At 71.2% G+C, this 26,145-nt stretch carries 21 protein-coding genes, 1 pseudogene and 5 riboswitches; of the genes and pseudogenes, 9 read left to right on the top strand and 13 right to left on the bottom strand.

Annotation, left to right across the window (positions count from 1 at the left end; all coding sequences use genetic code 11):
• Position 1 precedes the first annotated feature (1 nt).
• Both GIS00_RS22135 and ssuE read right to left on the bottom strand, forming a co-directional pair.
• A complete protein-coding gene (locus tag GIS00_RS22135) occupies positions 2 to 1,933 on the bottom strand; it encodes an FAD/NAD(P)-binding protein (protein ID WP_322098295.1) in 1,932 nt (643 codons plus the stop codon).
• The gene (gene ssuE, locus GIS00_RS22130) at positions 1,930 to 3,078 is read right to left on the bottom strand and encodes an NADPH-dependent FMN reductase (RefSeq protein ID WP_154770656.1); all 1,149 of its coding nucleotides are present in this window, start codon (positions 3,076 to 3,078) and stop codon (positions 1,930 to 1,932) included. Before ssuE ends, GIS00_RS22135 begins: the two co-directional genes overlap by 4 nt.
• A gap of 235 nt (positions 3,079 to 3,313) precedes the next feature.
• Positions 3,314 to 3,424: riboswitch (SAM riboswitch) on the bottom strand.
• 84 nt (positions 3,425 to 3,508) lie between these two features.
• Positions 3,509 to 3,620, top strand: a riboswitch (SAM riboswitch).
• A gap of 51 nt (positions 3,621 to 3,671) precedes the next feature.
• Between ssuE and GIS00_RS29425 the strand changes: the two genes are divergently transcribed.
• From GIS00_RS29425 to GIS00_RS22120, 3 genes are all read left to right on the top strand, one after another.
• A complete protein-coding gene (locus GIS00_RS29425) occupies positions 3,672 to 3,737 on the top strand; it encodes a putative leader peptide (protein ID WP_407666911.1) in 66 nt (21 codons plus the stop codon).
• Positions 3,738 to 3,814: 77 nt separating this feature from the next.
• The gene (locus tag GIS00_RS22125) at positions 3,815 to 4,972 is read left to right on the top strand and encodes an LLM class flavin-dependent oxidoreductase (RefSeq protein ID WP_154770655.1); all 1,158 of its coding nucleotides are present in this window, start codon (positions 3,815 to 3,817) and stop codon (positions 4,970 to 4,972) included.
• Positions 4,969 to 6,339, top strand: coding sequence for an NtaA/DmoA family FMN-dependent monooxygenase (locus tag GIS00_RS22120; RefSeq protein WP_154770654.1), 1,371 nt, complete (start codon positions 4,969 to 4,971; stop codon positions 6,337 to 6,339). Before GIS00_RS22125 ends, GIS00_RS22120 begins: the two co-directional genes overlap by 4 nt.
• Positions 6,340 to 6,392: 53 nt before the next feature.
• Here the strand turns inward: GIS00_RS22120 and GIS00_RS22115 are convergent, their stop codons facing one another.
• Positions 6,393 to 7,229: a DUF1684 domain-containing protein gene (locus tag GIS00_RS22115; RefSeq protein WP_154770653.1), complete on the bottom strand. Its 837-nt coding sequence runs from the start codon at positions 7,227 to 7,229 to the stop codon at positions 6,393 to 6,395.
• A 22-nt stretch (positions 7,230 to 7,251) separates the two neighbouring features.
• Here GIS00_RS22115 and GIS00_RS22110 point away from each other — a divergent pair, with 22 nt between their 5' ends.
• Complete coding sequence (locus tag GIS00_RS22110) at positions 7,252 to 7,659, top strand: rhodanese-like domain-containing protein (RefSeq protein ID WP_154770652.1); 408 nt, start codon at positions 7,252 to 7,254, stop codon at positions 7,657 to 7,659.
• 8 nt (positions 7,660 to 7,667) lie between these two features.
• On the opposite strand, the gene GIS00_RS22105 is transcribed toward GIS00_RS22110, so the two are convergent.
• Positions 7,668 to 9,035, bottom strand: coding sequence for a M20 family metallopeptidase (locus tag GIS00_RS22105; RefSeq protein ID WP_154770651.1), 1,368 nt, complete (start codon positions 9,033 to 9,035; stop codon positions 7,668 to 7,670).
• 127 nt (positions 9,036 to 9,162) lie between these two features.
• A riboswitch (SAM riboswitch) is annotated at positions 9,163 to 9,277 on the top strand.
• 184 nt (positions 9,278 to 9,461) lie between these two features.
• Here GIS00_RS22105 and GIS00_RS22100 point away from each other — a divergent pair.
• Genes GIS00_RS22100 through GIS00_RS22085 form a run of 4 tightly spaced genes read left to right on the top strand, consistent with a single transcriptional unit; the run spans position 9,462 to position 13,911 of the window.
• Complete coding sequence (locus tag GIS00_RS22100; protein ID WP_154770650.1) at positions 9,462 to 10,655, top strand: LLM class flavin-dependent oxidoreductase; 1,194 nt, start codon at positions 9,462 to 9,464, stop codon at positions 10,653 to 10,655.
• A gap of 15 nt (positions 10,656 to 10,670) precedes the next feature.
• Complete coding sequence (locus tag GIS00_RS22095; protein ID WP_154770649.1) at positions 10,671 to 12,023, top strand: NtaA/DmoA family FMN-dependent monooxygenase; 1,353 nt, start codon at positions 10,671 to 10,673, stop codon at positions 12,021 to 12,023.
• 13 nt (positions 12,024 to 12,036) lie between these two features.
• On the top strand, positions 12,037 to 13,458 hold the full coding sequence (locus GIS00_RS22090; protein WP_154770648.1) for a pyridoxal-phosphate dependent enzyme: 1,422 nt from the start codon (positions 12,037 to 12,039) through the stop codon (positions 13,456 to 13,458).
• A 48-nt stretch (positions 13,459 to 13,506) separates the two neighbouring features.
• A complete protein-coding gene (locus GIS00_RS22085; RefSeq protein WP_154770647.1) occupies positions 13,507 to 13,911 on the top strand; it encodes a hypothetical protein in 405 nt (134 codons plus the stop codon).
• 11 nt (positions 13,912 to 13,922) lie between these two features.
• On the opposite strand, the gene GIS00_RS22080 is transcribed toward GIS00_RS22085, so the two are convergent.
• From GIS00_RS22080 to GIS00_RS22045, 8 genes are all read right to left on the bottom strand, one after another.
• Positions 13,923 to 15,233 (bottom strand): NtaA/DmoA family FMN-dependent monooxygenase, encoded by a 1,311-nt coding sequence (locus GIS00_RS22080; protein ID WP_154770646.1) that lies wholly within the window; start codon positions 15,231 to 15,233, stop codon positions 13,923 to 13,925.
• Positions 15,230 to 16,606, bottom strand: a complete 1,377-nt coding sequence (locus tag GIS00_RS22075) for an NtaA/DmoA family FMN-dependent monooxygenase (RefSeq protein WP_154770645.1) — start codon at positions 16,604 to 16,606, stop codon at positions 15,230 to 15,232. The genes GIS00_RS22080 and GIS00_RS22075 overlap by 4 nt, the downstream gene beginning before the upstream one ends.
• Positions 16,603 to 17,955 (bottom strand): LLM class flavin-dependent oxidoreductase, encoded by a 1,353-nt coding sequence (locus GIS00_RS22070; RefSeq protein WP_154770644.1) that lies wholly within the window; start codon positions 17,953 to 17,955, stop codon positions 16,603 to 16,605. Before GIS00_RS22070 ends, GIS00_RS22075 begins: the two co-directional genes overlap by 4 nt.
• A 32-nt stretch (positions 17,956 to 17,987) precedes the next feature.
• A complete protein-coding gene (locus GIS00_RS22065; RefSeq protein ID WP_154770643.1) occupies positions 17,988 to 19,655 on the bottom strand; it encodes an ABC transporter substrate-binding protein in 1,668 nt (555 codons plus the stop codon).
• Positions 19,652 to 21,331 carry a dipeptide ABC transporter ATP-binding protein gene (locus GIS00_RS22060; protein WP_154770642.1) on the bottom strand — a complete coding sequence of 560 codons (1,680 nt, stop codon included), beginning with the start codon at positions 21,329 to 21,331 and terminating at the stop codon, positions 19,652 to 19,654. The genes GIS00_RS22065 and GIS00_RS22060 overlap by 4 nt, the downstream gene beginning before the upstream one ends.
• Entirely contained in the window at positions 21,328 to 22,227 is a 900-nt protein-coding gene (locus tag GIS00_RS22055; protein WP_154770641.1) for an ABC transporter permease, read from the bottom strand. The genes GIS00_RS22060 and GIS00_RS22055 overlap by 4 nt, the downstream gene beginning before the upstream one ends.
• Complete coding sequence (locus GIS00_RS22050) at positions 22,220 to 23,215, bottom strand: ABC transporter permease (RefSeq protein ID WP_154770640.1); 996 nt, start codon at positions 23,213 to 23,215, stop codon at positions 22,220 to 22,222. Before GIS00_RS22050 ends, GIS00_RS22055 begins: the two co-directional genes overlap by 8 nt.
• Before the next feature lie 123 nt (positions 23,216 to 23,338).
• Entirely contained in the window at positions 23,339 to 23,587 is a 249-nt protein-coding gene (locus tag GIS00_RS22045) for a hypothetical protein (protein WP_154770639.1), read from the bottom strand.
• A 320-nt stretch (positions 23,588 to 23,907) separates the two neighbouring features.
• A riboswitch (SAM riboswitch) is annotated at positions 23,908 to 24,027 on the bottom strand.
• Positions 24,028 to 24,121: 94 nt separating this feature from the next.
• Between GIS00_RS22045 and GIS00_RS29420 the strand changes: the two are divergent.
• Positions 24,122 to 24,938: pseudogene (locus GIS00_RS29420) on the top strand (LLM class flavin-dependent oxidoreductase).
• A 384-nt stretch (positions 24,939 to 25,322) separates the two neighbouring features.
• Positions 25,323 to 25,435, bottom strand: a riboswitch (SAM riboswitch).
• An 84-nt stretch (positions 25,436 to 25,519) separates the two neighbouring features.
• On the opposite strand, the gene GIS00_RS22035 reads toward GIS00_RS29420, so the two are convergent.
• Positions 25,520 to 26,145: NAD(P)/FAD-dependent oxidoreductase (locus GIS00_RS22035; RefSeq protein ID WP_154770638.1), on the bottom strand; the 626-nt coding region annotated here is incomplete at its 5' end.

The following is a 26,145-nucleotide window of genomic DNA, read 5'->3' as shown; positions in this document are numbered from 1 at the left end:
CTCAGGATCCGGACTGCCGCGCGAGCGCAGGGACCCGGGACCGGACCGGCGCCTCCGGTGTCCGGAGCGCACCGAGCAGCTCCCTGGCCACGGCATCGTTCTGCCGGAAACCGGGGCTGTTGTACCCGGGCCGGGCGAAGCCGGCCGAACCCGCGGATCCGGACACCGACGGCCCCAGCAGGTAGCGACGCGGGTGGACCGTTCCGTCGGCGCGGATCGCCCGACAGTGCTTGTCGGCCAGCAGCTGTCCGCTGCCGAGCGGTACGCCGTCCTCGTCCCGCAGGTCCTCCGCGGCCAGCTCGCCGGAGGCGAGCAGGCCCCGGATCACCGGGTCGGACGCCGCCTTCACATCCGGCGCCGGCAGGAACGCGTCGATGAACGCCCGCGCCCGCACCACTGCTCCCCCGGCCGGCGAGTGGGCGACGAAAGCGGCACTGTGCTCGTCCGCCTCGTCCAGCTCGACCTGCAGGTCCGGCCCCAGGAAGCGCACGATCCCGGCCCGGTGCAGGGCGAGCAGCTCGCGGAGTCGTTGCGGTGGCGGCCCGCTGGCCAGGAACGAGAACAGGCCGTGGAACGTCCCTTCGACGTTGCGCACCCGGTCCTGCGGCGAGATCCGCTGCGACACCACCGCTTCGGCGAGCACCATGTAGACCGAGAGCAGCGCGTCGAACACCGCCGCGTCCTGGCTGAAGTGCGCGTCGGCGCGGCGCACCAGGTCCGCCTCGATGTACCCGACGAGCACGTCCTGCAGCTCCCCGTCCGAGACCGGACCGCTCCGGCCGAGCGCGCCGAGCGGCCTGTCGATCCGGTCGATGTCGAACCGGTCCTCCTCCTCGGGCACCACCGCCGCTGCAGTCGCGAGGAACCCGGGATCCCGCACGTCGGGCGTCCGGTCGACCAACTGCAGGAAGTCGTCCCAGGTGCCGGACGTCCGCTCCGGGTGCGCCGCGAACAGCTCGCGGTAGTGCGCGTACGCCAGCTCCTTGACCAGCAGTGGCCACACCACGGTCCGGTAGTCGACCGGGCTGCCGTGCGCGGCCAGCGCCGGCGTGGTGAGGTAGCGGGTCGGGGTCGGGCCGGACTCACGCAGGTAGCCGAGCTTGGAGTGGTAGGGCACCCCGCGGCGGGATCCCACGTGCAGCACCGGTTCCCGGCCACTGGGCAGGTACGTCAACCGCTCCTCCGTGCGGTCGAACCGCCCACCACGCCCCTCGCACACCAACACCATGAGGTCGATGAACGCCAGGCCGAACCCGCGGACCACGACGTCCTCGCCGGCCCGCAGTCCCGACAGGTCGATGTCGGCGGTGTACCCCGGCGGGATGCAGGTCAGCCCGTGCCGGGCGGCGCCGGCCAGCAGGTCGGCCTGTGCCGGGGTGGCCGTACGATCCAGGAAACCCTGTGCCAGCACCACGATGTCGGCCCGAAGGACGGTCCCGTCGGCGAGCGCCACCTCCTGCGCACCGGACCGGTCGGTCACCGAGACCGCGGAGGTCAGGTGCTCGACGACCCGGACGTCGCCCGGCAGCCCGGCGATCACGCCACGGTGCACCCAGCCGAGGTACTGCGACTGCACGTCCCGCCCGGCGAAGTCGTCCGGGCCGAGATCCGTTCGCTCACCGACGAACTCACGGCCGAATCCGGGTATCCACTCGGCGAGCGACGGCCCTGGGACCACCGGCCCCTGCATCGACACCGAGGAGTCGGTGAACATCGTGACGTCCCGGGTGATCGAGTTCATCCAGAGCAGCGGCGACTGGTGCTGCCGCCAGATCCGTCCGCCGCCCGCCGGGTGCGGATCGACGACGTGCAGGATCATCGGTCGTCCCGGGAACCCGGGCAGGTTGGCGGCCAACCGCTCCAGCACCGAGACCGTGCGCGGCCCACCACCGACGAAGACGATCGACGCACTCGCCTCCGGCGACACGGTCACCGCGCCGCACCGACCGGCACCGGCTGCGCGGCATGCGGATCCGTGCCGGGGACCGGCGGCCAGGCGACCAGTCCGGCGCCGGGGACGAGCTCCTTGCCGAACGCGTGCGCACCGACGGACTCCGGCTCCGCGTCCAGGTCGAACCGCGGCAGGTAGTCCGCGGCCAGGTACAGCTCCTTCGCCTCCGGCTGGCGGGGCCCGGTGGTCAGATGCACACGCTCGTAGCCCAGGTCGGCCGCCGCCTTCTCCAGCTGGGCCATCAACCGGACGGCCAGGCCACGCCGCCGGTGCTTCAGCGAGGTCCAGACCCGCTTCACCTCCGCGGTCCGCGGGTCGTACCGCCGGATCGCCCCGCCGGCGATGATCTCGTCGCCCTCGGCCAGGAGCACGAAAGTGCCGCGGGGGCGGACGAAGTCGGCCGGCGGCACCTCGACCAGCGTGGTCTCCGGGGTGTACGCGGCGTACCGAGTGATGTACTCGACCTTCAGGTCGGCGAGCAGGCCGGCCAGCCTCGGGTCGTCCGGCCCGACCAGCAGCACCCGCAGATCGGCGGCGCCGGCAACCGGCGAGACCCGCGCCCGGTCGACCCGGGGTGCCGGCAGCGCGGGCGCCGGACGGCCGTCCAACAGGGCCAGGAAGCCGTCGGTGACGTCCGCCACCGGTCCGGCGGCGGCCGGGTCCAGCACGAGACCGCCGTCCTCGTACCGCCGCAGCTGCGCCGACGACACGAACCAACCGGCGGCCACGGGCGCGGCGCCCATCGACTGCAGCACCGGCCGCAGGGCGTAGTCCAGAACCAGCACGTGCGCCGGCGAACCACCGGTGACCAGCGGGAGCACCGGGCGACCGGCCAGGGCGAACTGCGGCAACAGGTCGAGGAAGGTCTTCAGCAGTCCGGAGAAGGACGCCTTGAACACCGGGGTGGAGACCACGATGCCGTCGGCGGACGCGACGGCCGCGACCGCGGCCGCGATCTGCGGATCGCTGCTGTCGCCGGCCAGCAGGGCGTCGGCGGGCAGGTCCCGGGGGTGGATCGTGACCACGGTGTGCCCGGCGACCTCGAGCCGGAGTTCGACGTGCCGCAGCAGGGCCTGCGAGGTGGAAGTGGGTGACGGGCTGCCGGAGATCGCGACGACGGTGGCCATGACGGGTCCTTCTGGAATGCGGTCGATCCGTGCCACGTGCTGCGGCCGGATCGCTGACGGGTGCTGACGAGGGGACGCCGGGAGGTCGGGACGGACCGCCCGGACCGGGTCAGGAACGACAGAGATCGCTGCTGGTGCGCAGCAGATCGATGTGCCGACGCAGGAAGGGACGATTACCCGAGGGTGCGTGCACGTCGGTCGTCCTTCCCTGCCCGGGAGCCGTCGCTGCGACGTGACTCCGCACTTGCCGTCCCGATCGGGAGGGCCAGGTCCTCATCCGGAGCACCCCACCGCGGAGGAGGGTTGCCGCCCAGCGAGCCGGAGCTTCGCGCTGGAACTCATGACCTTCCCTCACGGTAACCAGCTGCCCGACAAGGGTCAAGCAGGCTCCCGGCCCCGGTCCTCGGCCGACCTGTGTACCCTGCCCGCAGGTGATGAGTGTCAGCGACAGGCCCTGGCGTGCTGACCGGCAACCCTCGCATGCTGTGGGGTGCCCCAGGTGAACACCAGGTCCCGGCACCGTGCCGGGGCAACCAGCAGGTGGCGACGCCCACCACGAGGAGGAGCACGCCGTGCGGACTTCCGTGACCCCGATGCTCCTGGTGAGCCGTCGGCACATCGACCTGCAGCGAGTGCACAGCGCACTCTGTCCGGCCTGACCGCATCCGGCCACTCCCTCCGCTGCTTCCGGGTTCACGCGCACCCGGATGCAGCGCCCCGATGAGAAAGCCTCTCCATGACGTTCTTCCTGTCCGTCGCGCTGACCGGTGCCGGCGCCCACCCCGGAGCCTGGCGCTCCCCCGCTGCCCGCCCCGGTGAGCTGACCTCGGCCCGCTACTGGACCGATCTGGTGCTGTCGGCGGAGCGTGCGCACCTCGACTTCGTCACGCTGGAGGACGGTTTCGGCCGCGATCCGCAGCGGCCGTCCGAGGTCGGACTGCGCCTGGACGCCACACTGCTGGCGGCCCGGATCGCTCCGTCCACCGGCCGCATCGGCATCGTGCCCGCCGCCGTGACCTCGCAGACCGAGCCGTTCCACCTGTCCAAGGCGATCGCCACCCTGGACTACGTCTCCAGCGGCAGAGCCGGTGTGCTGCCGCAGATCTCGATCGCCGACCAGGACTACGCCCTGGTCGGCCGGCGCGCGCCGCTGCCTCCCGCCGACGCCTGGGCGGAGGCCGCCGACTGGGTCGAGGTGGTGCGCCGGCTCTGGGACAGCTGGGAGGACGACGCCGAGATCCGGGACGTGGCGACCGGGCGGTTCGTGGACATCGACAAGCTGCACTACGTCGACTTCGCCGGGCCGTACTTCTCCGTGCGCGGACCCTCCATCACGCCGCGGCCGCCGCAGGGCCAACCGGTGGTGGTGGTCGCTGCCGGCCGCGAAGCCGGCGACGGTGCCATCGGTGTCGCCGCCGCACAGGCCGATGTGGCGATTCTCACCGATCCGCTCGCGGACCCGGATGCCGCCACGGCGCTCGCCGAACTGGACGGGTTGCGTGCCGCCACCGGCGGCGCCGCGCAGCGCCGGCTCACCGATCTGGTGGTGTTCCTCGACGACCGGGACACCACCGGCGCCGACCGACTCGCCGAGCTGGACGACCGGCACGGCGCATCCGCCGCGACCGGTACGGCCGTGTTCTCCGGCTCTCCAACGGATCTCGCCGCCCTGCTGGTGCACCGGCAGCAGGCCGGTTACGACGGCGTCCGGCTGTGGCCGGGCGTCCTGCCGACCGATCTCGAGGTGATCGTGCACGCCCTGGTACCGGAACTGCGCCGACTCGGCCTGCGCGAGACCGAGTACCTCAGCGAGTCGCTCCGCGACCGCCTCGACCTCCCGGTCGCCCCCAACCGTTACGCAGCAGTCTCTTCGGACATCGGAGCCCTCGCATGACCCCCCGCAAGCAGGTCCACCTGGCCGCGCACTTCCCCGGAGTCAACAACACGACGGTCTGGAGCGATCCCCAGTCGGGCAGCCAGATCGAGTTCGACTCCTTCGTCAGGTTCGCCCAGATCGCCGAACAGGCCAAGTTCGACTTCCTCTTCCTGGCCGAGGGTCTGCGGCTGCGGGAGCAGAACGGGAAGATCTACGACCTGGACGTGGTGGGCCGGCCGGACACCTTCACCATCCTGTCCGCGCTGGCCGCGGTCACCGAGCGGATCGGCCTGACCGGCACCATCAACTCCACCTTCAACGAACCGTTCGAGGTGGCACGGCAGTTCGCCACTCTCGATCATCTCTCCGACGGTCGCGCCGCGTGGAACGTGGTGACCTCCTGGGATGCCTTCACCGGCGAGAACTTCCGCCGTGGTGGCTATCTCGCGGAAGGTGACCGCTACGCGCGGGCGGAGTCGTTCCTGCACGCCACCCAGCGCCTGTTCGACTCGTGGCCGGACGGCGCCGTGGTGGCCGACGCAGCGGCCGGCCGGTTCCTGGCCGACGACCGGGCGGGTGAGTTCTCGATCCACGACGACTTCTTCGACATCGACGGACACTTCGACGTCCCACGCTCCCCGCAGGGCCGCCCGGTGATCTTCCAGGCCGGTGACTCCGATGCGGGCCGCGAGTTCGCCGCCGCCTCCGCCGATGCCATCTTCTCCCGGCACGGCACCCTCGAGGCCGGGCAGGCCTTCTACTCCGACGTCAAGGGCCGCCTGGCGAAGTACGGCCGCGCCCACGCGGACCTGCTGGTGCTGCCGGCGGCCACCTTCACCATCGGCGAGACCGAGAGCGAGGCGCAGGATCTCGCACGGCACGTGCGGAGCCAGCAGGTCAGCGGGCAGAGCGCACTGCGGCTGGCCGAGCAGCTGTGGAACGTCGACCTCAGCGACCGCGACCCGGACGGACCGCTGCCCGAGTTCGACCCGGTGCCGGGCGAGAACACCCTGGCCAAGGGCCGGGCGAGCGTGCGGATGAACCGGGATCCGATCGAGGTCTCCCGGCAGTGGCGGGCGCTCGCCGAGGCGAAAGGCCTGTCGTTGCGGGAGACGGTCATCGAGACCAGCTCCCGGCAGAACTTCATCGGCACCCCGGAGTCGGTGGCCGAGACCATCGACTCCTACGTCCAGGCCGATGCCTCCGACGGGTTCATCCTGGTCCCGCACCTGGTGCCGGGCGGGCTCGCCGAGTTCGCGGACACCGTCGTGCCGCTGCTGCAGGAACGTGGCGTCTACCGGACCGAGTACGAGGGCACGACCCTCCGAGACCACCTGGGCATCTCGGTGCCGCAGCGGTCCGAGGGCGCGAGCCTGGTGTCGTAGGAGCGACCGGTGTCCTAGGACCGCCGGGTGTCCTGGGACCGCCGGGGCCGGGCTCAGGACCTCTCGTACGGGATCCTGTGCCCGGCCTCGATCGCCACCGGCAGCCGGTTCCCCGCCGGCGGCAGCGGGCAGGTCGCGAGATCGGTGTAGGCGCAGGGCAGATTGGACGCCCGGTTGAAATCGATCAACACGGCGCCGTTCTCGTCCGGAGCTGCGATCTGAACGGACCGGTTCGCCGCGTAGGTGGTCACGCCGGAGGTGGCATCGGTGAACAGGGCCATGAAGCTCCCGGGGGTCGCCCCGTTGAAGACGGTCAACCCGAGAGTCTCACCGGAGAGCTCGAACTCGACCCGCCCGGGCGCGTCGTACACGTGCTGCAGACCCTCGACCGAGGCCCCGACCGTGGTCGGTCGCGGCTCGTCGAAGGGCACGAACCGCCCGGTCACGGCCCACCGCGGATCCGGCGCGAACGCCGGGGTGCCGTGATAGGCCACCCGCAGGTCGTTGTCGGGATGCCGTGGCCGCAGGATGTCGTACCCACCGCGCCTGGCGATCTCCAGCACGACATCACCCCACACCGCGTTGATCCCGCCGCGCTCCGGGATGGGATCGAACCGGTGCTCACCGGTGATCACGACCCCGTCCACCTCGAGCCGGTCCTCCGGGTCCAACCGCACCAGCACGCCCTCGGCGGCGGTCGACCAGACACCGGGGGCATCGGCGAACCGCTCCGGCTCCGCGGTGAGGAAGTGCAGCGAGGTGATGGCCAGGAACCCGTGCGGATCGGCCAACCGCGCCTCCTGTGCGGCGTGCCATTCCTGCCAGGCGGCGGTGAAACCGTCGACGCCCCGGTCGTCCGTCGAGGCGATACCGACTGCGGTGCTGCTCATGTGGCAAGTCTACGCTGGTGCCATGTCCGACACCGCTCCCGCACTTGACCTCTCCCTCGACGACGCCGGCGCCCTGGCACCGCTGGTCTCCGCGCAGGAGGCCGCCGACCGCATCGCCGCCGGGGCCTTCCTCGTCGACACTCGTTCCGAAGCCGGACGTTCGGCGAACGGCGAGGTCCCCGGCGCGACCGTGATCGACCGCTTCCAGGTCGACGCCCTCTTCGACGCGGACTCCCCCACCCGTCTCCCCCAGGTCACCGGCCCGGACACCCCGATCGTGGTCCTCTGCGGTTCGGTCCGCGGCTCCGGCCCGGTGGCCGCGGCCCTGATCGCGAAGGGCTTCACCGACGTGGTGCACGTCGAGGGCGGTTTCCCGGCCTGGAAGGACGCCGGACTCCCTGCCGACCCTCCGGTCGCGCCGCAGGGCTGAACCGCGGCTCAGTCGAAGTACCCCGCCACGTCCACCGCGCCGCCGGCGTCGACGAAGTCCCGGCCGACGGCGGATCGCAGGGCGGGATCGGACAGGTAGTCGAGTGCGGTCAGTGCGAGGCCGATCGCGCCGTGGACCGCCGCTGCGTCGCCGGCGGCGGATCCCGCCGCCGCCTCGAACTCGCGGGTGTGCAGGGCAACCTCCGGCGGGCTGACCGCGATCATCGGGTGGATGCCGGGGATCCGGACGCTGACGTTGCCGAAATCTGTGGATGCGGCGAGGATCTCCGGCACCACGCCACCCGCCAGGGCGGTCCGGCCGAGCGCTTCCTGGTGCACCGCCCAGCGGGCGGCCAGCGGGCCGTTCGTCCGGACCGGCAGGCTGAACGGCACCGGGTCCCAGGTGAGTTCGGCGCGGGTGCCGGTGGCCAGCGCGATACCGCGGGCGATGTCCTCGAGCCGCTCGGAGAGGTCCTTCAGGGTGGCCGGATCGGCGGAGCGCACGTAGTACTCCACCGTGGCCCGCTCCGGCACGACACTGGGCCGGTCGCCGCCCTCGAGCACGATGCCGTGCACCCGGTCGCTGGGCGGGATGTGTTGCCGCAGCAGCCCGATCGCCTGGTAGTTCAGCACCACCGCATCCAGTGCGTTGCGCCCCAGGAACGGGCTCGCCGACGCGTGCGCGGCGGTCCCGTGGTAGGTCACCCGCAGCTGGCGGCGGCCCAGGAACGGGTGGTCGACCACGTCGTACCCGAAGCCGTGCACCATGATTGCGGCGTCCACCGCGTCGAAGAATCCGGTGCGGGCCAGGATCTCCTTGCCGGAGTTGCCCTCCTCCGCGGGTGTGCCCAGCAGCAGCACACGCCCGGGCAGACGCAGCCCGGCGGCGACCGCCCGGTGCAACCCGAGGAACGCACCGACCGCGGCAGCGGCGATCAGGTTGTGACCGCAGGCGTGGCCGATCTGCGGAAGCGCGTCGTACTCGGCCAGGATCGCGACGGTGGGCCCGCGATCCGGGTCCGGTGCGCCGTCGTCGGGACCCTCGGCGGTCAGGCCGGCCCGGAAGGCGGTGTCCAGGTCGTGCCATCCGACGGCGGCGGGGATGCCGTGCCGTCCGAGCAGGGCCGTGATGATGGCCACCGAGCGGTGCTCCCGGAACGCCTCCTCGGGATGCGCATGGATCTCCCGGCCCAGTGCCACGATCTCTTCCCGACCCGACTCCGTCGCGGCTCGCACGGCCTCCACCGTTGCGGCTCCGGCCCCGGCGAACGGGGAATCCAGTGGCGTGAACGCTGCCCGCTTGCGGTCCGTCGTGCGACCCAGCGCATCCAGGAAGGCGGTGCTGATCGGACGCGGTCCCCCGGTGCCGTCCGTCATTGCGGGACCGGGAGAGTGTTCGGCGCCTGGAAGCACATACCTGGCAACCTATCTCATAGTGACAGGGTGAACCGATTCACTCCTCGGATGCTTGCACGGGCCCGGTACAGGTCCTACTGTCGGGGTAGGTGACGAGTTCCAGCCACTGGCCCGGCAGGCTGGACGGCAACCCTTCGACTCGATGGGGTGCCCCGGGATCACACCTGGCACGGCGTCGGAGCGATGCCGGGCAAGCGACGTCGACGGAAGGACCCGAACCGTGTCCGGTTCGCTGGAGATGACCACCCTGCACGCGGTGCTGCGCCGCGAGATCGACCTCTGCGTCACCGCCGGCGCGCTCTGTCGCTCCTGACATCCCCAGCCACCAGCCCGGCCGGGGCGACCTGTCGTCGCCGCGCGGCCGGGATCACCGACCCCGGAGGTCTCATGTCCACCCATATCCACCTCGGCCTCGCCCTCGACGGCGCCGGTTGGCATCCCGCCGCGTGGCGTGAGCCGACATCACGTCCGGCAGAACTTTTCTCGGCCGGCTACTGGACGGATCTCATCTCCACCGCGGAACGCGGAACGCTGGATCTGGTCACCATCGAGGACTCACTGACCCTGCAGTACGACCGGGTCGACCGGGAGGACGACCGGACCGACGTGGTGCGCGGCCGGCTGGACGCCCTGCTCATCGCGGCCCGCGTCGCGCCGGTCACCCGGCACATCGGCCTGGTGCCGGTGGTGACCACCACGCACACCGAGCCGTTCCACGTCTCCAAGGCCCTCGCCACCCTCGACCACACCTCCCGGGGCCGGGCGGGATGGCAGGTGCGCACCGGCGGTTTCGGCCGTGAGGCCGCCCAGTTCGGCCGTCGGGAGATCCCGGCGCTGGACCTGGAGGCACTGGAGCCCGGCGAGCTGCCCGCCTTCCTGGTCGACCTGTTCGACGAGGCCGGCGAGGCCATCGACGTGGTCCGCCGGTTGTGGGACAGCTGGGAGGACGACGCCGAGATCCGCGATGTCGAGCACCGCCGCTTCATCGACCGCGAGAAGGTGCACCACATCGATTTCGTGGGCAGCGGGTTCAGCGTCCGGGGACCGTCGATCACCCCCCGGTCGCCGCAGGGCCAGCCGGTGATCAGCCTGCTGGCGCACCGGCGCGTGCCCTACCTGCTGGCCGCGGCGCACGCGGACCTGGTGTTCGTCACCCCGACCGACGACGAGCGCGCCCGCGGGATCCTCGCCGAGGTCGGCGACGCGGTCGTGCAGGCCCGGCAGTCGCCCGAGCCGCTGCAGGTCTGGGCGGACGTAGTGGTGTTCCTCGACGGTCCGGACGAGTCGGGTGCGGACCGGCTGCGGCGCCTGGACGGCCGCGTACCACTGGAGACCGAGACGCTGGTGTTCGCCGGGTCGGCCGCCGACCTGGCCGACCGGTTGCAGAGCTGGAACACACTGGGATATCACGGATTCCGACTTCGACCCGGCGTCGCCACCGATGACGTCCCGCGGATCGCGGACGATCTGGTGCCCGAGCTGCGTCGCCGCGGGCAGCACCGCGAGACCTACCCCGACACCAATCTGCGCGGGCTGATCGGCCTGCCCACCTCCGTGCCCAACCGGTACGCCACCGCCTGACAAGGACCACTGACGATGAGCACACGCAAGCAGATCATCCTGGGCGCCTACCTGGGCGGCGTCAACCACCACACCGCGTGGTGGGACGAGCGGGCCGGCAGCCAGATCGACTTCAGCACCTTCGAGCACACCGCACGCACCGCCGAGCGCGGCAAGTTCGACTTCTTCTTCCTGGCCGAGGGTCTCGCGCTGCGGGAGCGGGCGGGCCAGGTCTTCGACCAGGACATCGTCGGCCGCCCGGACACCCTGCCGGTGCTGGCGTCGATCGCCGCGGTCACCACCCACCTCGGTCTGGCCGGCACCATCAACGCCACCTTCAACGAGCCGTACGAGCTCGCCCGGCAGTTCGCGTCGCTGGACCACCTCTCCGGCGGGCGGGCGGCCTGGAACGTGGTCACCTCGTTCGACGCGTTCACCGGCCAGAACTTCCGGCGCGGCGGGTTCCTGGACCGTGCGCAGCGGTACGAACGGGCCGAGGAGTTCATCGCCACCGTGCGGGAGCTCTGGGACTCCTGGGACGAGGGCGACCTGGTCGCGGACAAGGAGACCGGTACGTTCCTGCGCCGGTCCGACGCCGGCAGCTTCCGGCACGCCGGCCCGCAGTTCGACATCCACGGCCGGTTCACCGTCCCGCGCAGCCCGCAGGGCCGGCCGGTGCTGCTGCAGGCCGGGGTGTCACCGCAGGGTCGCGACTTCGCGGCGGCCAACGCCGACGCGATCTTCTCGCCCTACGGCCAGTTGCCGGAGGCGGCCGACTTCTACCGGGACGTCAAGGCCCGAGTGGTCGCCGCCGGCCGGAGCGCGGACGATGTCAAGATCCTGCCGTCGGCCGGCTTCGTCATCGGCGACACCGCGGCGGAGGCCCGGGAGAAGTACGAGGAGGTGCGCCGCGGTCAGGTCACCGGGCAGACGGCGTTGATCCTCCTGGAGCAGGTCTGGAACCGGGACCTGTCCGCCTACGACCCGGAAGGCCCGCTGCCGGACGTGGAGCCGGACGCGGACGCCCCACAGATCATCCAGGGCAAGGCCTTCACCTTCCAGGATCGCTTCGAGACCGTCGCGAAGTGGCGGCAGGTGGCCGAGACGAAGAACCTGAACCTCCGCGAGCTGGTCATCGATCAGTTCGAGCGCGGTCCGTTCGTCGGTACCGCCTCCGAGATCGCGGCCCAGATTGATGATTTCGTGCAGAACGACGGTTCGGATGGGTTGATCATCGGGTCGCACCTGGTGCCGTGGGGCCTCGACGACTTCGTCGATCAGGTGGTGCCCTTGCTGCAGGAGCGCGGTTCGCTCCGTGCGGACTACACCGGCTCCACCCTCCGGAACAACCTGGGACTGCCCGCGGTGCGGTCCACCGAGTTGGTCTGAGGCGGTCGGGTAGATGACCCGGTACGGGTCCGTGCTGGACACCATCGGCCGCACCCCGCTGATCCGGCTCCGGCGGGTGACCGAGGGGATCGACGCCGAGGTGTACCTCAAGGCCGAGCAGTTCAACCCGGGCACGTCGGTCAAGGACCGGACGGCGCTGTGGCTGGTCGACGACGCCGTGCGGTCCGGTGCGCTGGGCCCCGGTGGCACCATCGTCGAAGCAACCTCCGGCAACACCGGTATCGGCCTCGCCCAGGTGGCCGCCGCCCGCGGCTACCGGCTCGTCGCCGTCATCTCCGACCGGATCTCGGTCGAGAAACGGCTCACCCTGCTCGCCTACGGGGCCGAGGTGGTGTTCGGCACCGCGGGTGTGCCCCGGGAGGATCCGACCTCCGTGCACTCGACCGCGGTGCGACTGGCCGCGGAGATCCCCGGCGCGTGGCGCGCGGACCAGTACGACAATCCGGCCAACCCGCGGGCGCACCGTGAGCGCACCGGACCCGAGATCTGGGACGACACCGAGGGCAGGGTCACGCATTTCGTCGCCGGCATCGGGACCGGCGGTACCATCACCGGCGCCGGCGGGTACCTGCGGGAGGTCTCCGGCGGGACGGTCACGGTGATCGGGGCCGATCCGGTCAGCTCCTCCTACGGCGGTGGCGACGGGAGCCCGTTCCTGGTCGAGGCGTCCGGCCACTACCGCCATCCGGACACCGCGGAGGATGTCTGGCCGCTGTCGTACGACACCGGCGTGGTGGACCGGATCGAGCGCATCGGTGACCGCCAGTCGGTGCTGACCGTCAGGGATCTCGCACGCCGCGAGGGCATCCTGGTCGGCGGTTCGACCGGCCTCGCCGTCGCCGCCGCCCTGCGGGTGGCCCGCGACCTGCCACGTGACGCCGTGGTGGTCGCACTGGGGCCCGATTCCGGCCGGGCGTACCTGTCCAAGTACCACTCGGACGACTGGTTGCGCACCAACGGTTTCCTGGAGGACGGGACCGGACCTCTGGTGTGCGACGCCGCTCCGGCCGACGCGGCGACGTTCCCCGCACTCGACCACACCTCAACCGTCGGCGAGGCGCTGCTCTGGCTGGCCGACCGGACCGGACCGGCCGCGGTGCGACTCGCCCGACCCACCGATGATCTCGCGCCCGCCCTGGCCGAGATCCTCGGCACGGTCCGTGCGGAACAGCTGTTACTGCTGCCGGATCGCTCCGTCACACTCGACGCCGTCCTGGACCAGGTGCCACCGGCGCTCGGGGTCGGGGAGAGCGCGGCAACCGCGGTGCGCAGGCTGCGGGAGCTGGGTCAGGACCATGGCCTGGTCGTCCGCGACGGGCGCTTCGCCGGCCTCGTCACGGTCGAGGGCCTGCTCCGGGCCGGCAGCGCAGTCCCTGTCCCCCACCGACCGGTCGCCGCCCTGCACCTGTCCTGATCCGCGCCCCTCCGTTGCACCGACGACCTCACGAACGGATCCATCACCATGCCCGCCCTGCCCCTGTTGCATCCCCGCGTCATTGCCGAGGAGCCGGCATCCTCTGCCGAGGAGCTGTTTTCGCCGTCGACACCGGGCCGGTTGCCGGCCGCCATCCGCTCGGCGATCGCCTACCGGATCACCCTGCGCGCCGACCGCCCCGATCTCGCCGGCCCGTATCGCGACCGGATCAACGACACCCTCGCCGCCACGTTCACCCGGAAACCCACCGACCCCGGCCGCCTACCCCCGATCATCACTGCCCTGCTGGGGGTTGCCGACGCGCCCCGGCACGGGTTCCGCGCCGCCGCCGGTGCGCTACGCGTCGAGCACGGGTTCACCCATCGCGACCTGACAGACCTCGAGAACGTCGTCTCGTTCGTCCGGGACCAGATCGACCCGGCCCGGGCCTGACCCCCGGGAGCTCAGGCGCTGCGCACCAGGTTGGGTCGGGCGGGCAGCTCCAGGCGCTCGCGCAGGGTCGATCCGGCGCCCGGTCCCCGCACCACGCCGCGGTCGCGCAGGGCGGCCACCAGATCGGGCAGATGGTCGATCAGGCCGGCGTCGCCGCGGCCGTCGAGCAGGATGTAGCCGTCGACCGCTCCACGCCGGAACCGCCCGGCGAGTTCGTCGGCCACCTGTTCGACAGTGCCCGGCACCACCCAGTTCCCGCCGCTGCGCGCCTCGGCCCGCAGCACGGAGAGCACAGTGGCCCCCGGTGCCAGCGCCACTTCGCGCAGTCGTTCGAAGCGTGTGCGCCGGCCCTTGACCTGTTCCGCCTCCGGCAGCAGGTGCACCGGGAAAGGATCCGCGAGGTCGTGACCGGAGAGGTCGATGTGACCCATCATGGCCTCGATCATCGCCCGGCCGCGGACCACGTCCACCGCCTCGTCCAGCTCGTCGGCCAGCGCGACCGCCTCGGCATGCGTCCGGCCGATGATGGGGCGCACCCCTGGAGTCAGCCGGATGTCGTCCGCGGCACGGCCCGCCGCGACCGCGCCACGCCGCAGGTCCTCGCGCATCTCGCGAGATCCGTCCTCGGTGGGCTGCGGGGTGAAGACGACCTCGGCGAACCGGGAGGCGAGAGCACGCCCGGCCGGGGACGATCCGGCCTGCACCAGCACCGGATGTCCTTGCGGCGAGCGCGGGAAGCTCAGCGCGCCGTGCACGGAGAAGAACTCCCCGTCGTGGGCCACCTCACGGATCCGGTCCGGCCGGAAGGTGGGTGGTGTTCCCGCGGTGAGGGCATCGTCCGCCCAGCAGTCCCAGAGTTCGGTGACCAGACCGACGTACTCCGCTGCCCGCCGGTACCGGTCGTCGTGTGCGGGCAGGGATGTCCCGAACTTCTCCTCACCCCCGGCCGAGGTCACGATGTTCCATCCGGCCCGGCCGCCGGACACGTGGTCCATCGAGGCGAGGTGCCGGGCCGTCTGGAACGGGTGGGTGAAGGTCGTCGAGATCGTCGCGACCAGGCCGATCCGCTTCGTTTCGCGGGACAGGGCGGACAGCAGCGTCAGCGGTTCCAGGGGCGGGGAAGGCGGTGCCGTGCCTGTGGTGCGGGACGCCCGGAACTCGTAGTTGTCGGCCACCAGCAGGAAGTCCAGACCGGCCTCCTCCGCGGCCCGGGCGTCGTCGACGAAGCCGGCCAGGGGTTCACGACCGCTGCCGTGGACCGGCGTTCCGGCCCCGAGCATGATGCCCAGGGCGAGACCGGACCTGCCGGTTTGCCCGGTCACGCCACTCCCGTCGCGGTGGTGACGGCGACATCCGGTACCCGGCCGAGGTCGTCCCACACCGGGGTGAAACCGTATGTAGGGACGGTCGGAACCGGAAGCTGCAACTTGTCCCGCAGGGTGCCGGCGGCGTACTCGCCCTGCACCAGACCACGCTCCTGCAGCAACGGCACCACTCGGTCGACGAAGTCCTGCAGGCCGTCCGGCAGCACCATCGGATGGACGCTGAGTCCGTCCAGAGCACCGGCCCGGAACCAGATCTCGATGTCCTCGGCGATCTCCGCCGGGCTGCCGACCACCGTTCGGTGCCCTGAGCTCTCGGTCTCCGGGCCGTACACACGATGCAGCACCTGACGCAGGCTCGGCCCGGGGAGTTCGCGCAACGAATCGGCCATCTCGTCCTCGGCACCGATGCGCTCCGCCGGGAAGCGGTCGTCGAGGTCGACGCCGCCGAGGTCCGCCTGCAGCCGCACCTCCAGCTGGGGGACGCGGCGCTGCAACGAGTTCAGCGCCTGCAGGTCCCGGAGTCGGTTCTCCGCATCCTGCCGGTTCTCCCCCACCACGGGCACGAACCCGGGCAGCACCCGGACGTCATCGGGCTCCCGGCCGTACCTGACCGCCGCGTCACGGACCGCTGCACGATAACGCCGCGCGCCGTCCAGGTCGATCTGCCGGGTGTAGACGATGTCGGCATGGCGCCCGGCCAGATCGATCCCGGACGGGGACCCACCGGCCTGCGCGAGCAGCGGAACGGTCTGCGGGCTGCGCGGCATGGTCAACGGTCCGCGGACCGAGACGAAATCGCCGTGGTGCCGGACCTGCCGGATGGCGTCCCGGTCCAGCAGCCGGTCGGCGCTGCGGTCGGCGACCACCGCATCCGGCCCCCAGGCCACCCAGAGTTTCTTGACGGCCTGCAGGTAGTCGTCCGCCATCCGGTAGCGCAGGTCGTGCTCGGGCAGCTCGCGTCCGTAGTTGTCCGCCGCCGCCTGCGAGGTGCTGGTGACGACGTTCCAGCCGGCCCGGCCACGACTCAGATGGTCGATGGACGCGAGCTGCCGGGCCACCGTGTAGGGCTCGCTGAAGGTCGTCGAATGGGTCGCCACCACGCCCAGGTGCTCCGTGTGCGCCGCGATCGCGGTGATCAGGATGAGTGGGTCGAGGGGCCACAGCAACGACATGTCCGGGTCCGGGGTCAACGACAGGGCATCGGCGAGGAAGAGGGTGTCGAAGCGCCCTCGTTCCAGGGTCCGGCCGAGATCGACCCAGTAGTCCAGGGTGGTCACGTCCCGGACGTCGGCCGACGTCGTCCGCCAGGCGGCGGTGTGCCCGCCGGTCTGCCCCCGGAGCACGGCATTGAGCAGCAGGCGCCGGGTCATCGTGCCACCGCCAACTGGCGACGCCGTAGTCCGGGCAGCGGCACCAGGCCGAGATGTTCGCGCAGGGTGCTGGTCTCGTACTCCTGCCGGAACAGCCCGCGCTCCTGCAGGATCGGGATCACCTCGTCCACGAAGCGTCCGAAGCCGCGCGGGGAGTACGGCGGGATGACGTTGAAACCGTCGACCGCCCGCTCCACGAACCAGGTTCCGATCTGATCGGCGATCTGCTCGGCGCTGCCGATCAGCGAGAGGTGGCCGTTGGTGGCGACCTCCAGGTGCATCATCTGCCGCACCGTCCAGCGGCGTTCCAGCGCCAGCTCGCGGTAGACCGCGAACCGGCTGCGGCGGCCCTGCACCTCGTCGACCTCGGGCAGGAGCTCCGGAGGCACGGTCTCGTCCAGGGAGAGCCCGGTCAGGTCGACACCGCCCAGCTGACCGGACAGGATGGCCAGCCCGGCATCGCTGTCGGCGAGTGCGAGCAGGTCTGCCTGGATCTGCCGGGCCTCCTGCTCGGTGTCGCCGACGATCGGCACCAGGCCGGGCAGCACCTTGATCTCGTCCGGGTGCCGCCCGGCGGCCGCCACCTGCTTCCGCAGGCCGGCGTAGAACTCCTGCGCGGGACCGAGCTCCCGCTGCGCGGTGAAGACCGCATCGGCATGCCGGGCGGCCACCCCCTGTCCCTCGTCCGAGGATCCGGCCTGCACGATCAACGGCCGCCCCTGGGGGCTGCGCGGCACGTTCAGCGGGCCGGCGACATCGTAGAACTCGCCGTGGTGGTCGACCGGCCGTACCAGGTGCGGGTCGGCGAACCGCCCCGACGCCCGGTCCACCACCACCGACTCCGGGTCCCAGCTGTCCCAGAGGGCCTTCAGCACCGTGACGAACTCGTCGCCCCGGCGGTACCGGTCGGAGTGGTTCGGCAGCGGCTGGTCGCCGTAGTTCTGCGCACCGGCACTGGAGGTGACCAGGTTCCATCCCGCCCGGCCGCCGCTGACGTGGTCCAGGGTGGCGAGCTGGCGGGCCAGGGTGTACGGCAGACTGAAGGTCGTCGACGCCGTGCCGATCAGGCCGATGTGCGTGGTCACCTGCGACGCCGCGGCCAGGAACACCAGCGGTTCCAGGGAGCCGAAAGGCGCACTCGCCGCCAGCGCGTTGCGGTCCACCGCCACGCCGTCGGCGAGGAAGAACGCGTCGAACTTCCCGCGCTCCGCGGTCCGGGCCACCTCCAGCAGCGGCTGCCAGCCCGGGTAGTCGTCGGCCCGGCTGTCCGGCCGCCGCCAGGCGCCCTTGTGCAGGCCGGCCCCGCCCGCGCTGACACCGAAGTGCAGCGTGCGTCCCTGTGGCTTCATGTCTGATCTCCTCGGTTTCTGGGCGACGCGGATCAGGAGGAGGCCTGGACCCAGGTGTCGTAGAGCCGCAGCCGCGAGGACGCGTCGAGCCGTAGCCCCTGAACCCCGTCCCGAGTGGCGTAGATCTGCAGCTGCGAGCCGTAGGGGATGTCGTAGCCCTGGGTGATGATCTCCTTCTGGATCTCCGCCACGATCGCCCAACGCTTCTCGGTGTCCACCTCGGCCTTCTGCGCGAGGATCTTGTCGTCCAGCGGGCTCTCGGTCAGGTGGGCCGCGCTGTTCGGCTGCCCGCCGGACCAGAAGTCACGGCGCAGTGTGTCCGGATCCGCCCGGGTCAGGCCGGAGAACGTGTAGTCCCAGTCGCCGGCCGAGCGGACCTTGAACGACTGCGAGGACTCCGGGATCTCGATCTCGACCCCGATGCCGACCTCCTTGAGCTGGTTCTGGGTCAGCTCGGCCGCAGACTTGGTGGCCTCGCTGGACAGCAGCTTGAGCACCAGCTTCGTCCCGTCCTTCTCCCGGATGCCGTCGGCACCGACCGTCCAGCCGGCTCCGTCCAGCAGGGCCTTGGCACCCTCGGGGTCGTACACCAGGTCGGCACTCAGGTCGGTGTACCCGGGAGTGGTCGGCGAGAGGACGCTGGAGGGAACGGCGTACCGCGCGTTGAAAAGGGTGGCGTTGAACTCGTCCCGATCGATCGCCTTCTGGAATGCCTGGCGCACAGCCTCTTCGGCGACGAGCGGGCGGAAAGTGTTGGCGAACAACGACTGCACGTTCCCTGGGTTCGCACGGGAGGTCAGGGTGAACCCGGCCTGCTCGAGCGCGTCCTGGTCCTGCACCGCGGGCTGGAAGATGCCGTCGAACTCGGCGGACTGCAGTCCGCCGGCGCGCACACCGGTCTCCTTGACGATCGGCAGTACGACGGTCTCGACATAGGCCTCGCCCTGGTGCTCGGCGGCCGCGGACGGCCAGGCGTAGCCGGCGCGCCGGGTCAGCACCACCTGGGAGGTCAGATCGTACTTCGACAGCACGAACGGTCCGGACCCGACGAGCTCGCCCTGGCACCGCTCGTCGGCGGTCAGCTTGTTGGTGGCGGGCGACAGGATGCCCAGCGTCGCGGTGGCCGCGGCCTGCAGGAACGGCACGTTCGGGGTCTTGAAGGTGACCTTCGCGGTGCTGTCGTCGACCACATCGGTGCCGACATAGTCCGCCAGGTAGCTGGAGCCGAGGAACGACGCGGCGCCGAGATCGATGATGCCGTCGAAGTTCGCCTTGACCGCGGCGGCGTCCAGCGGGGTGCCGTCACTGAAGGTCACGCCGTCTCGCAGATGGAAGGTGAACTCCGTGGCGTCGTCGCTGATCTCCCACTTCTCGGCGAGCGCGGGCACGATCTCCCCGGTCTCGAAGTCCTGGTCCACGAGGGTGTCGGTGAACTGGGCGCCGAGCGAGAGCGTGTTGGTCAGCGACGTCTGGGCAGGGTCGATGCAGGTCGGATCGCCGTCGAGGGCGAGGGTCAGCGTCCCACCGGAGACCGGTTGCCCGGCGGCCGCCGACGAGCCGGAACTCGTTCCGGCACCGGCGTTCTGGGCGGTGGCACCGGCGGTGCTGCCGCAGGCGGCGAGCACGGCGGCCAGGGCTGCGCCTGCGGTGATCGTGCCGACGGATCGGAGCTGCCGCCGTCGGTGGTGCGTGGGGTTCACTGGAGTCCTTCTCGGGTGAGCTGGTGAGGGATGGTGGAGATCCGGCCGCGCGGGATGGCGGCCAGCAGGTCCTGGGTGTAGCTGTGCTGCGGGGCGGAGAAGAGCTGCTCCGTCGGCCCCTGCTCGACGATGCGCCCCTCCCGCATGACCGCGACCTGGTCGGCGAGTTGCCGGACGACCGAGAGATCGTGCGAGATGAACAGGTACGTGAGCCCGTGTGCGGCCCGGAGATCCACCAGCAGCTGGAGGATCTGGGCCTGGATGGAGGCGTCCAGTGCCGACACCGGCTCGTCCAGGATCAGCAGCTCGGGTCGCAGGGCGAGTGCTCTGGCGATCGCCACCCGCTGGCGCTGCCCGCCGGAGAGGGCGGCAGGGAGCCGCTCGGCGACGGACGCGGGCAGAGCGACCTGCTCGAGCAGATCGCGGACGTCGGCGGCCCGGCTGGTGGCCGAGCCGATCTCGAAGGCACGCAACGGTTCCGAGATGATCCGGCCCACCGCGAGCCGGGGATCCAGTGAAGCATAGGGGCTCTGGTACACGAACTGCACCTGGCGTCGCCAGGCCCGCAACTTCTCGCCCCGGACCCGGGTGATGTCCTCGCCGCGGTACCGGACGGTGCCGGCAGTCGGGTCCGCCAGACGCCCGAGCAGGCGCGCCGTCGTCGACTTCCCGGATCCGGACTCCCCGACGAGTGCCGTCGTCCGACCGGCACGCAGCTCGACGTCGACGCCGTCGACGGCCACCAGCTGCGCGCGACGTGAACCAGGTAGCGGGAACGACTTGGTCAGACCCTCGCCGGCCAGCAGGATCTCCGGCGGATCGGACTTCTTGCCCAGGTCGCCCGCCGCCCGCTCCACCACCCGCGCGGAGGGGGCGAGCACGGTCGGGTTGATACCCGGCGACGCCGCGAGCAGCGTCCGGGTGTATTCGTCGGCGGGCGCGGCGAGCAGCGCTGCCGGGGTACCGGTCTCCACGACCCGGCCGTGCCGCATCACCACGATCCGGTCGGCCCGCTCCGCGGCGACGCCGAGGTCGTGGGTGATGAACAGGACGGCCGTCCCGTGTTCCCGGCGCATCGCATCGAGCAGGTCGAGAACCCTTCGCTGCACAGTGACGTCGAGCGCGCTGGTCGGCTCGTCGGCGATCACCAGCTCGGGCAGGCAGGCCCAGGCATTGGCCAGCAGCACGCGCTGGCGCATCCCGCCGGAGAGCTCGTGCGGGTACTGCTGCGCCCGGGACGCCGGATCCGGAAGTCCGACCTCGGCCAGCAGCTCGACCGCGCGTGCCGCCGCCGCCCGCCGACCGGCCCCGGTGTGCAGCCGCAACGTCTCCGCCACCTGTGCGCCGACACGCATCACCGGATTCAGCGAGACCAACGGATCCTGCGGCACCAGCCCCACCCGGCTGCCACGGATGTCCCGCAGCCGGCGTTCGCCGGCCGAGGTGATGTCGTCGTCACCCAGGACGATCCGCCCGCCGGTCACCCGCCCGGTCTCGGGCAGCAGTCCGAGCACCGCGTGCGCGGTGGTCGACTTGCCCGATCCCGATTCGCCCACGACGGCGACGAACTCGCCCGGCGCGACCGAGATGTCGACGCCGCGCACCGCGTCGACGCTGTTGTCGTCCTCCCCGTAGCTGACCCGCAGGTCCTTGAGCTCGAGCACCGGGCGGCTCATCGGTGCACCCCGCGGCGCTCCAGGTCGCGACCGATGCGGTTGGCGGCTAGCACGACGGCGACCACCACCAGACCGGGCAGGGTGGTCAGCCACCAGGCCCCGGCCAGGTAGTTGCGTCCCTCGGAGACGAGCTGCCCCCACTCCGGGGCCGGTGGTTGCGCGCCGAAACCGAGGAAGCTCAACGACGAGATCGACAGGATCGCGGTGCCGAACTCCAGGGTCGCCAGTGCGAGCACCGGGCCGGCGGCGTTCGGCAGCACGTGCTCGCCGAGCACGCCGTACCACTTGCGGCCGAGAGCGCCTGCAGCTTCGACGAACTCGCTCGACCGGATGCGCAGCACCTCGGACCGCATCAGGCGGGCGAACGAGGCGACGATCCCGACTCCGACGGCGATCGCCACGTTGATGGTGCCGAAGCCCAGCGCGACCACCACCGTCAACGAGAGCAGCAGCCCGGGAACGGCCAGCAGCACATCGACGACCCGCATCAGCAGGCTGTCGGTGCGGCCGCCGGCCCACCCGGCCCAGAGCCCGATGGCCGAGCCGAACACCAGGCCGATGGCCACGGCCAGCACAGTGGCCTGCAAGGACAGCGCCGAGCCGTGCACCACCCGGGCGAACAGGTCGCGGCCGATGTAGTCGGTGCCGAACCAGTGCGCACCGGACGGGGCCTGCAACTTGTCGACGGGATTGCCGGCCAGCGGATCCTGATGGGCGAACACCCCCGGCAGGAAAGCCCACCCCACCACCAGCGCAATCACGGCCCAGGACAGCCAGACCCCCACCCGCGCCGTCCACCGGCGGCTGCGCCGCGGCCGGGTGCGGCGTGGCGGTGCGGTTCCGACGGCCGAACCGTCGACGAGATCGACCGTCTCGACGGCCAGCACGCTAGACATCTGCGGTCTCCTTCTTCTCCGGGGTCGTGGTCACCGCAGGTCGCCGACGGGAACGGCGGACGGCGATCCGTGGGTCGATGAGCGGGTAGAGCAGGTCGACCAGCAGATTGACCACCACGAAGATGGCGGCGGCCAGCACGACCAGGGTCTGCACCACCGGGGTGTCCTGGGCGGCGACCGCGGTCTGGGTCAACTTGCCGATCCCGACACGGGAGAAGACGGTCTCGACCACCACGGCGCCGCCGAGCAGGTTGCCGGCGCAGATCCCCACCATGGTGAGTGCCGGGATGACGGCATTGGGCAGCGCGTGCCGGAACAGCACCCTGGAGGTGGAGGCGCCCCGGGCCCGCGCGGTGTCGACGTACGGCTGGCGCACCGCGTGACGCAGGCTCCGGGCCAGCACCTGTGCGACGTAGGCCGCATTCGGCAGGGCGAGGGCGATCGCCGGCAGCACCATGCTCTCGATGCCCTTGTTGCCCAGCGAGGGGAACCAGCCCAGTCGGAAGGAGAACAATTGCAGCAGCAGCAGTCCGGACCAGAACGTCGGGACGGCGACACCGAGCGAGGGCAGCGACAGCAGCGCCTGCTGCAGCCACCGGGTACGCAGCCGGGAGGCCAGCATGGCCACACCCACCCCGAGCAGCAGGGCCAGCAGCAGGGCCGCCCCGGCCAGGGCCAGGGTCTGCGGCAATGCCTGGCGCAGGGACTCGCTCACCGGCGTGCCGGTGGCGATCGAGTTGCCGAGATCACCCCGAACGAACCGGGACAGCAGCGAGAAGTACTGCACCCACAGGGGTTGGTCCAGTCCGTACTCGGCCCGCAGCGCGTCGAGCTCGTCCTGGGACGACACTCCCCCGTCGCCGCCCGCGGCGAGCCGGATCTCGACCGGATCACTCGGCAGCAGGAAAAGGATGACGAAGGTGACGGTGTAGGCGGCCCACAGCACGAACAGTGCCTGCAGGAGTCTGGTCACCAGGTAGCGGGTCATGGCAACGCCAACAGACTTGGGATCGGATGCACAGCAGCAACTTTCGGATAGGAGGAGAGCGGCCCGCAGGTAGCGCCCGGGCAGGGCGCCACCTGCGGTGCAGCGGTGGTGCGGTGTGCCGGTTCAGTGCAGGTCGCGGGCGATCTGCAGCGCGATCTCCTGGGACACCTGTCGGTGCTCGAACTCGAGCAACCGCCGGACCTCGTCCGAAGTGCCGGACAGATCCGGACCTCCGGCATCGACCCGCTCGGCCCAGGCGCGCAGCTGCCGGTCGCGGTCCACCCAGTGCGCTCTCTCGGACTCGCTGCGGGACCGCGATGCCGCTTCCCCGTAGCGGCGCCGCAGCCGTCGGTAGCCGGAACTGCCGGTCAACCGGCGGTTCGCCTCGCGCAGGGGCGTGTCAGTGGAACTGCCGTAGGGAAAACTGTCGTGAAAGGATCTGCTGTGCAGCATGTTCGACTCCGGTCGGGACAGCGGCGCCTCCCGTTGGTACGGGATCGCCGTCGGGCTGTCGCTTCCCCGGGGGTGCGGGGTTGCGCTGACGAGTGGTGCTCGTCAGCGACAACAGAAGGCACTCTGCGTCCGTCCCAGGTCGATGTGGCGGCGGCGGGACCAGGTGCCGGCGACATGCCCTGCGGCGGCACGGTGCTCGTCCACGAGGACTCCTGACGGTTCGCGGCGTACGGCGCTCTCGGCTGTGCTTGCACGGACCGGCTCTTCCGGTCCGCACCCGGTCGTCACCTGGAGCACCCCGCCACATCCGTGAGGGTTGCCGTCCAGCAAGCCAGGGCTTGTCGCTGGAACTCGTGACCGAAATCGACCGTATATCAGTACTTCTCCGGCGCGCAAGTACCAACGTGTGGTGAAACGGTTCACCTGCAAGGGATTGCGAGCCGAACCACACCGATGGCCATCGCCCGGCCGGGCCACCGCGGTGATCCGGTGTCGGCCGACCACAACAGCACGGAGGTGTTGACCGACCAGGCACGTGCGGTGGAGCGGTCCGGTTGGCAGGGTGCACTGATCGGGACCGGGTGGGGGCGCCCGGACACCTTCACGGTCGCAACCGCGCTCGCCGCCCGCACCGATACCTTCGAACCGCTGATCGCCACCCGACCGGGATACTGGCAACCGGCTCACTTCGCCTCTGCCGCAGCCACGTTGGACGAACTGACCGGCGGGCGTGTCCGGGTCAACGTGATCTCCGGCAAGGACGACGCGGGTCGCCGCCGCGGAGGCCGACGTGCAGTTGTTCTGGGGCGAACCACTGGCCGCCGTGGCGGACAGGATCGACACACTTCGCTCGCTGCAGGTCGATGTCGGACGGGTGCACCGGCCGTTGGCGTTCGGCCTGCGCGTGACCACGGTCGTGCGCGACACGACGGAGGAGGCCTGGGCGGTGGCCCGGGCGCGTGTGGCGGCGATGGCGCTGTCGCCGACCTCGAGCGGGGGGTGGGCGGAAGCCGTTGGCCAGCAGCGGCTCCGCCGGCTCGCCGACCGCTCGGAGGTGGTGGACGAGTACCTGTACACCGCGCCCGCGCTGGCCGGCGGCATCGGCGCGGGCGCCTCGTGGCTCGTCGGGTCGCCCGACGACGTGGCCGGCGCCCTGTGCCGCTACGCCGATCTCGGCATCAGCACCTTCATCCTCTCGGACACGCCGTACCGTGACGAGATCACCCGTCAGGGAAGTGATCTGCTGCCCTTGCTCCGGGGTCTCCGGTAGGTGTCCGCCGGAGATCGCCGGACGGGGGCGCCGCGGGTTCCGCCGATCCCGCGGCGCCGTGCGGCCACCGTCCCGCCTGTGCCCTGGGCGGCCGCAGACCGGCATCGCACTCGAAGTCGATGCCGGACGTGTTCCGTCGGGTGCGCAGGATGGCCTGACATCCGATGCAGAACAGGGGATATCAAGTTCGGAAGGTCACCAGGACGGCGTCGCTCCGTCGTGATGCCGCACGGGCCGGAACGCTTCGGGCCACAAAGGGCCCGGCAGGGTCAGGACCGACAGCCGGCGCTGTGCACGCGGCCGAGATCGACATGACGGCGGCGGACAGCACACCAGGCCCAGATGCCCAGCGGTACTTGGTGCGTCACGTCGGATCCCCTCGATCGGCTGTGCTGACCCTGACGATCCGTCCGGGCCGTGTCCTCACCTGGGGCACCCCGCCACAGCGTGAGGGTTGCCGTCCAGCAAGCCAGGGCTTGTCGCTGGAACTCTTGACAGCAGGACCGTACAACAGTGTCGCGAAGATCGTCAACCAGCAGGCCGCTGAAACGGTTCACCGGCAACGGATCTCGCTGGATCGGTCAGCCCGGCCGGGATGCAGATGCCTTGCGGCGTGTGGCGAAGCGCCGGTAGCGGAAGGCGGTGAGGTCGTGGCCGGTGTCCTTGCCGAGGGCGAGGTGGGCGCCGATGTTGCCGGTGACGGGTCCGATGGCCATGCCGTGGCCCGACATGCCGGCCAGGAAAGTGAGACCGGGGACGTCCTCGATGGTGTCCAGGACCGGGAGGGCGTCGGGGGTGGTGTCCAGGATGCCGGTCCAGGCATGTTCGATCTTCACGCTGCTGGTGGCGGGGATCGCACGGTGCAGGGCTTTCAGCGCCCGGGTGAGTTCGCTGCGATCGGGTGGGTACCAGCGCATGGTGTCCGGGATGTGTGTGGCGGTGCCGGTCAGGTCGGGGCGGATGCGGGTGGCGTGCCGGTTGGCGCGCAGGTGCCGGCGGACGTCGGGGTCGGCCAGCGCGCCGGGTGCCAGGTGGACGGTGTCGCGGCCGATGAGGCCGGTGCCCAGGACGATGCGGCCGTCCTCCCGTTGCCATGCGGTGAACTCGGAGTGCTGCAGCACCGGGGCGAACAGGCCGGGGGTCGCGGGGGTGGTGCGGCCCAGGGTGACGGAGCGCTGTTGGAAAGGGATGTCGACTCCGACCGTGC

The sequence above is a fragment of the Nakamurella alba genome, from assembly GCF_009707545.1.
In the GTDB taxonomy this organism is placed as follows: Bacteria; Actinomycetota; Actinomycetes; order Mycobacteriales; family Nakamurellaceae; genus Nakamurella; species Nakamurella alba.
The sequence above is the reverse complement of the archived record's forward strand: the minus strand, read 5'-3'. Positions and strand labels throughout refer to the sequence as shown.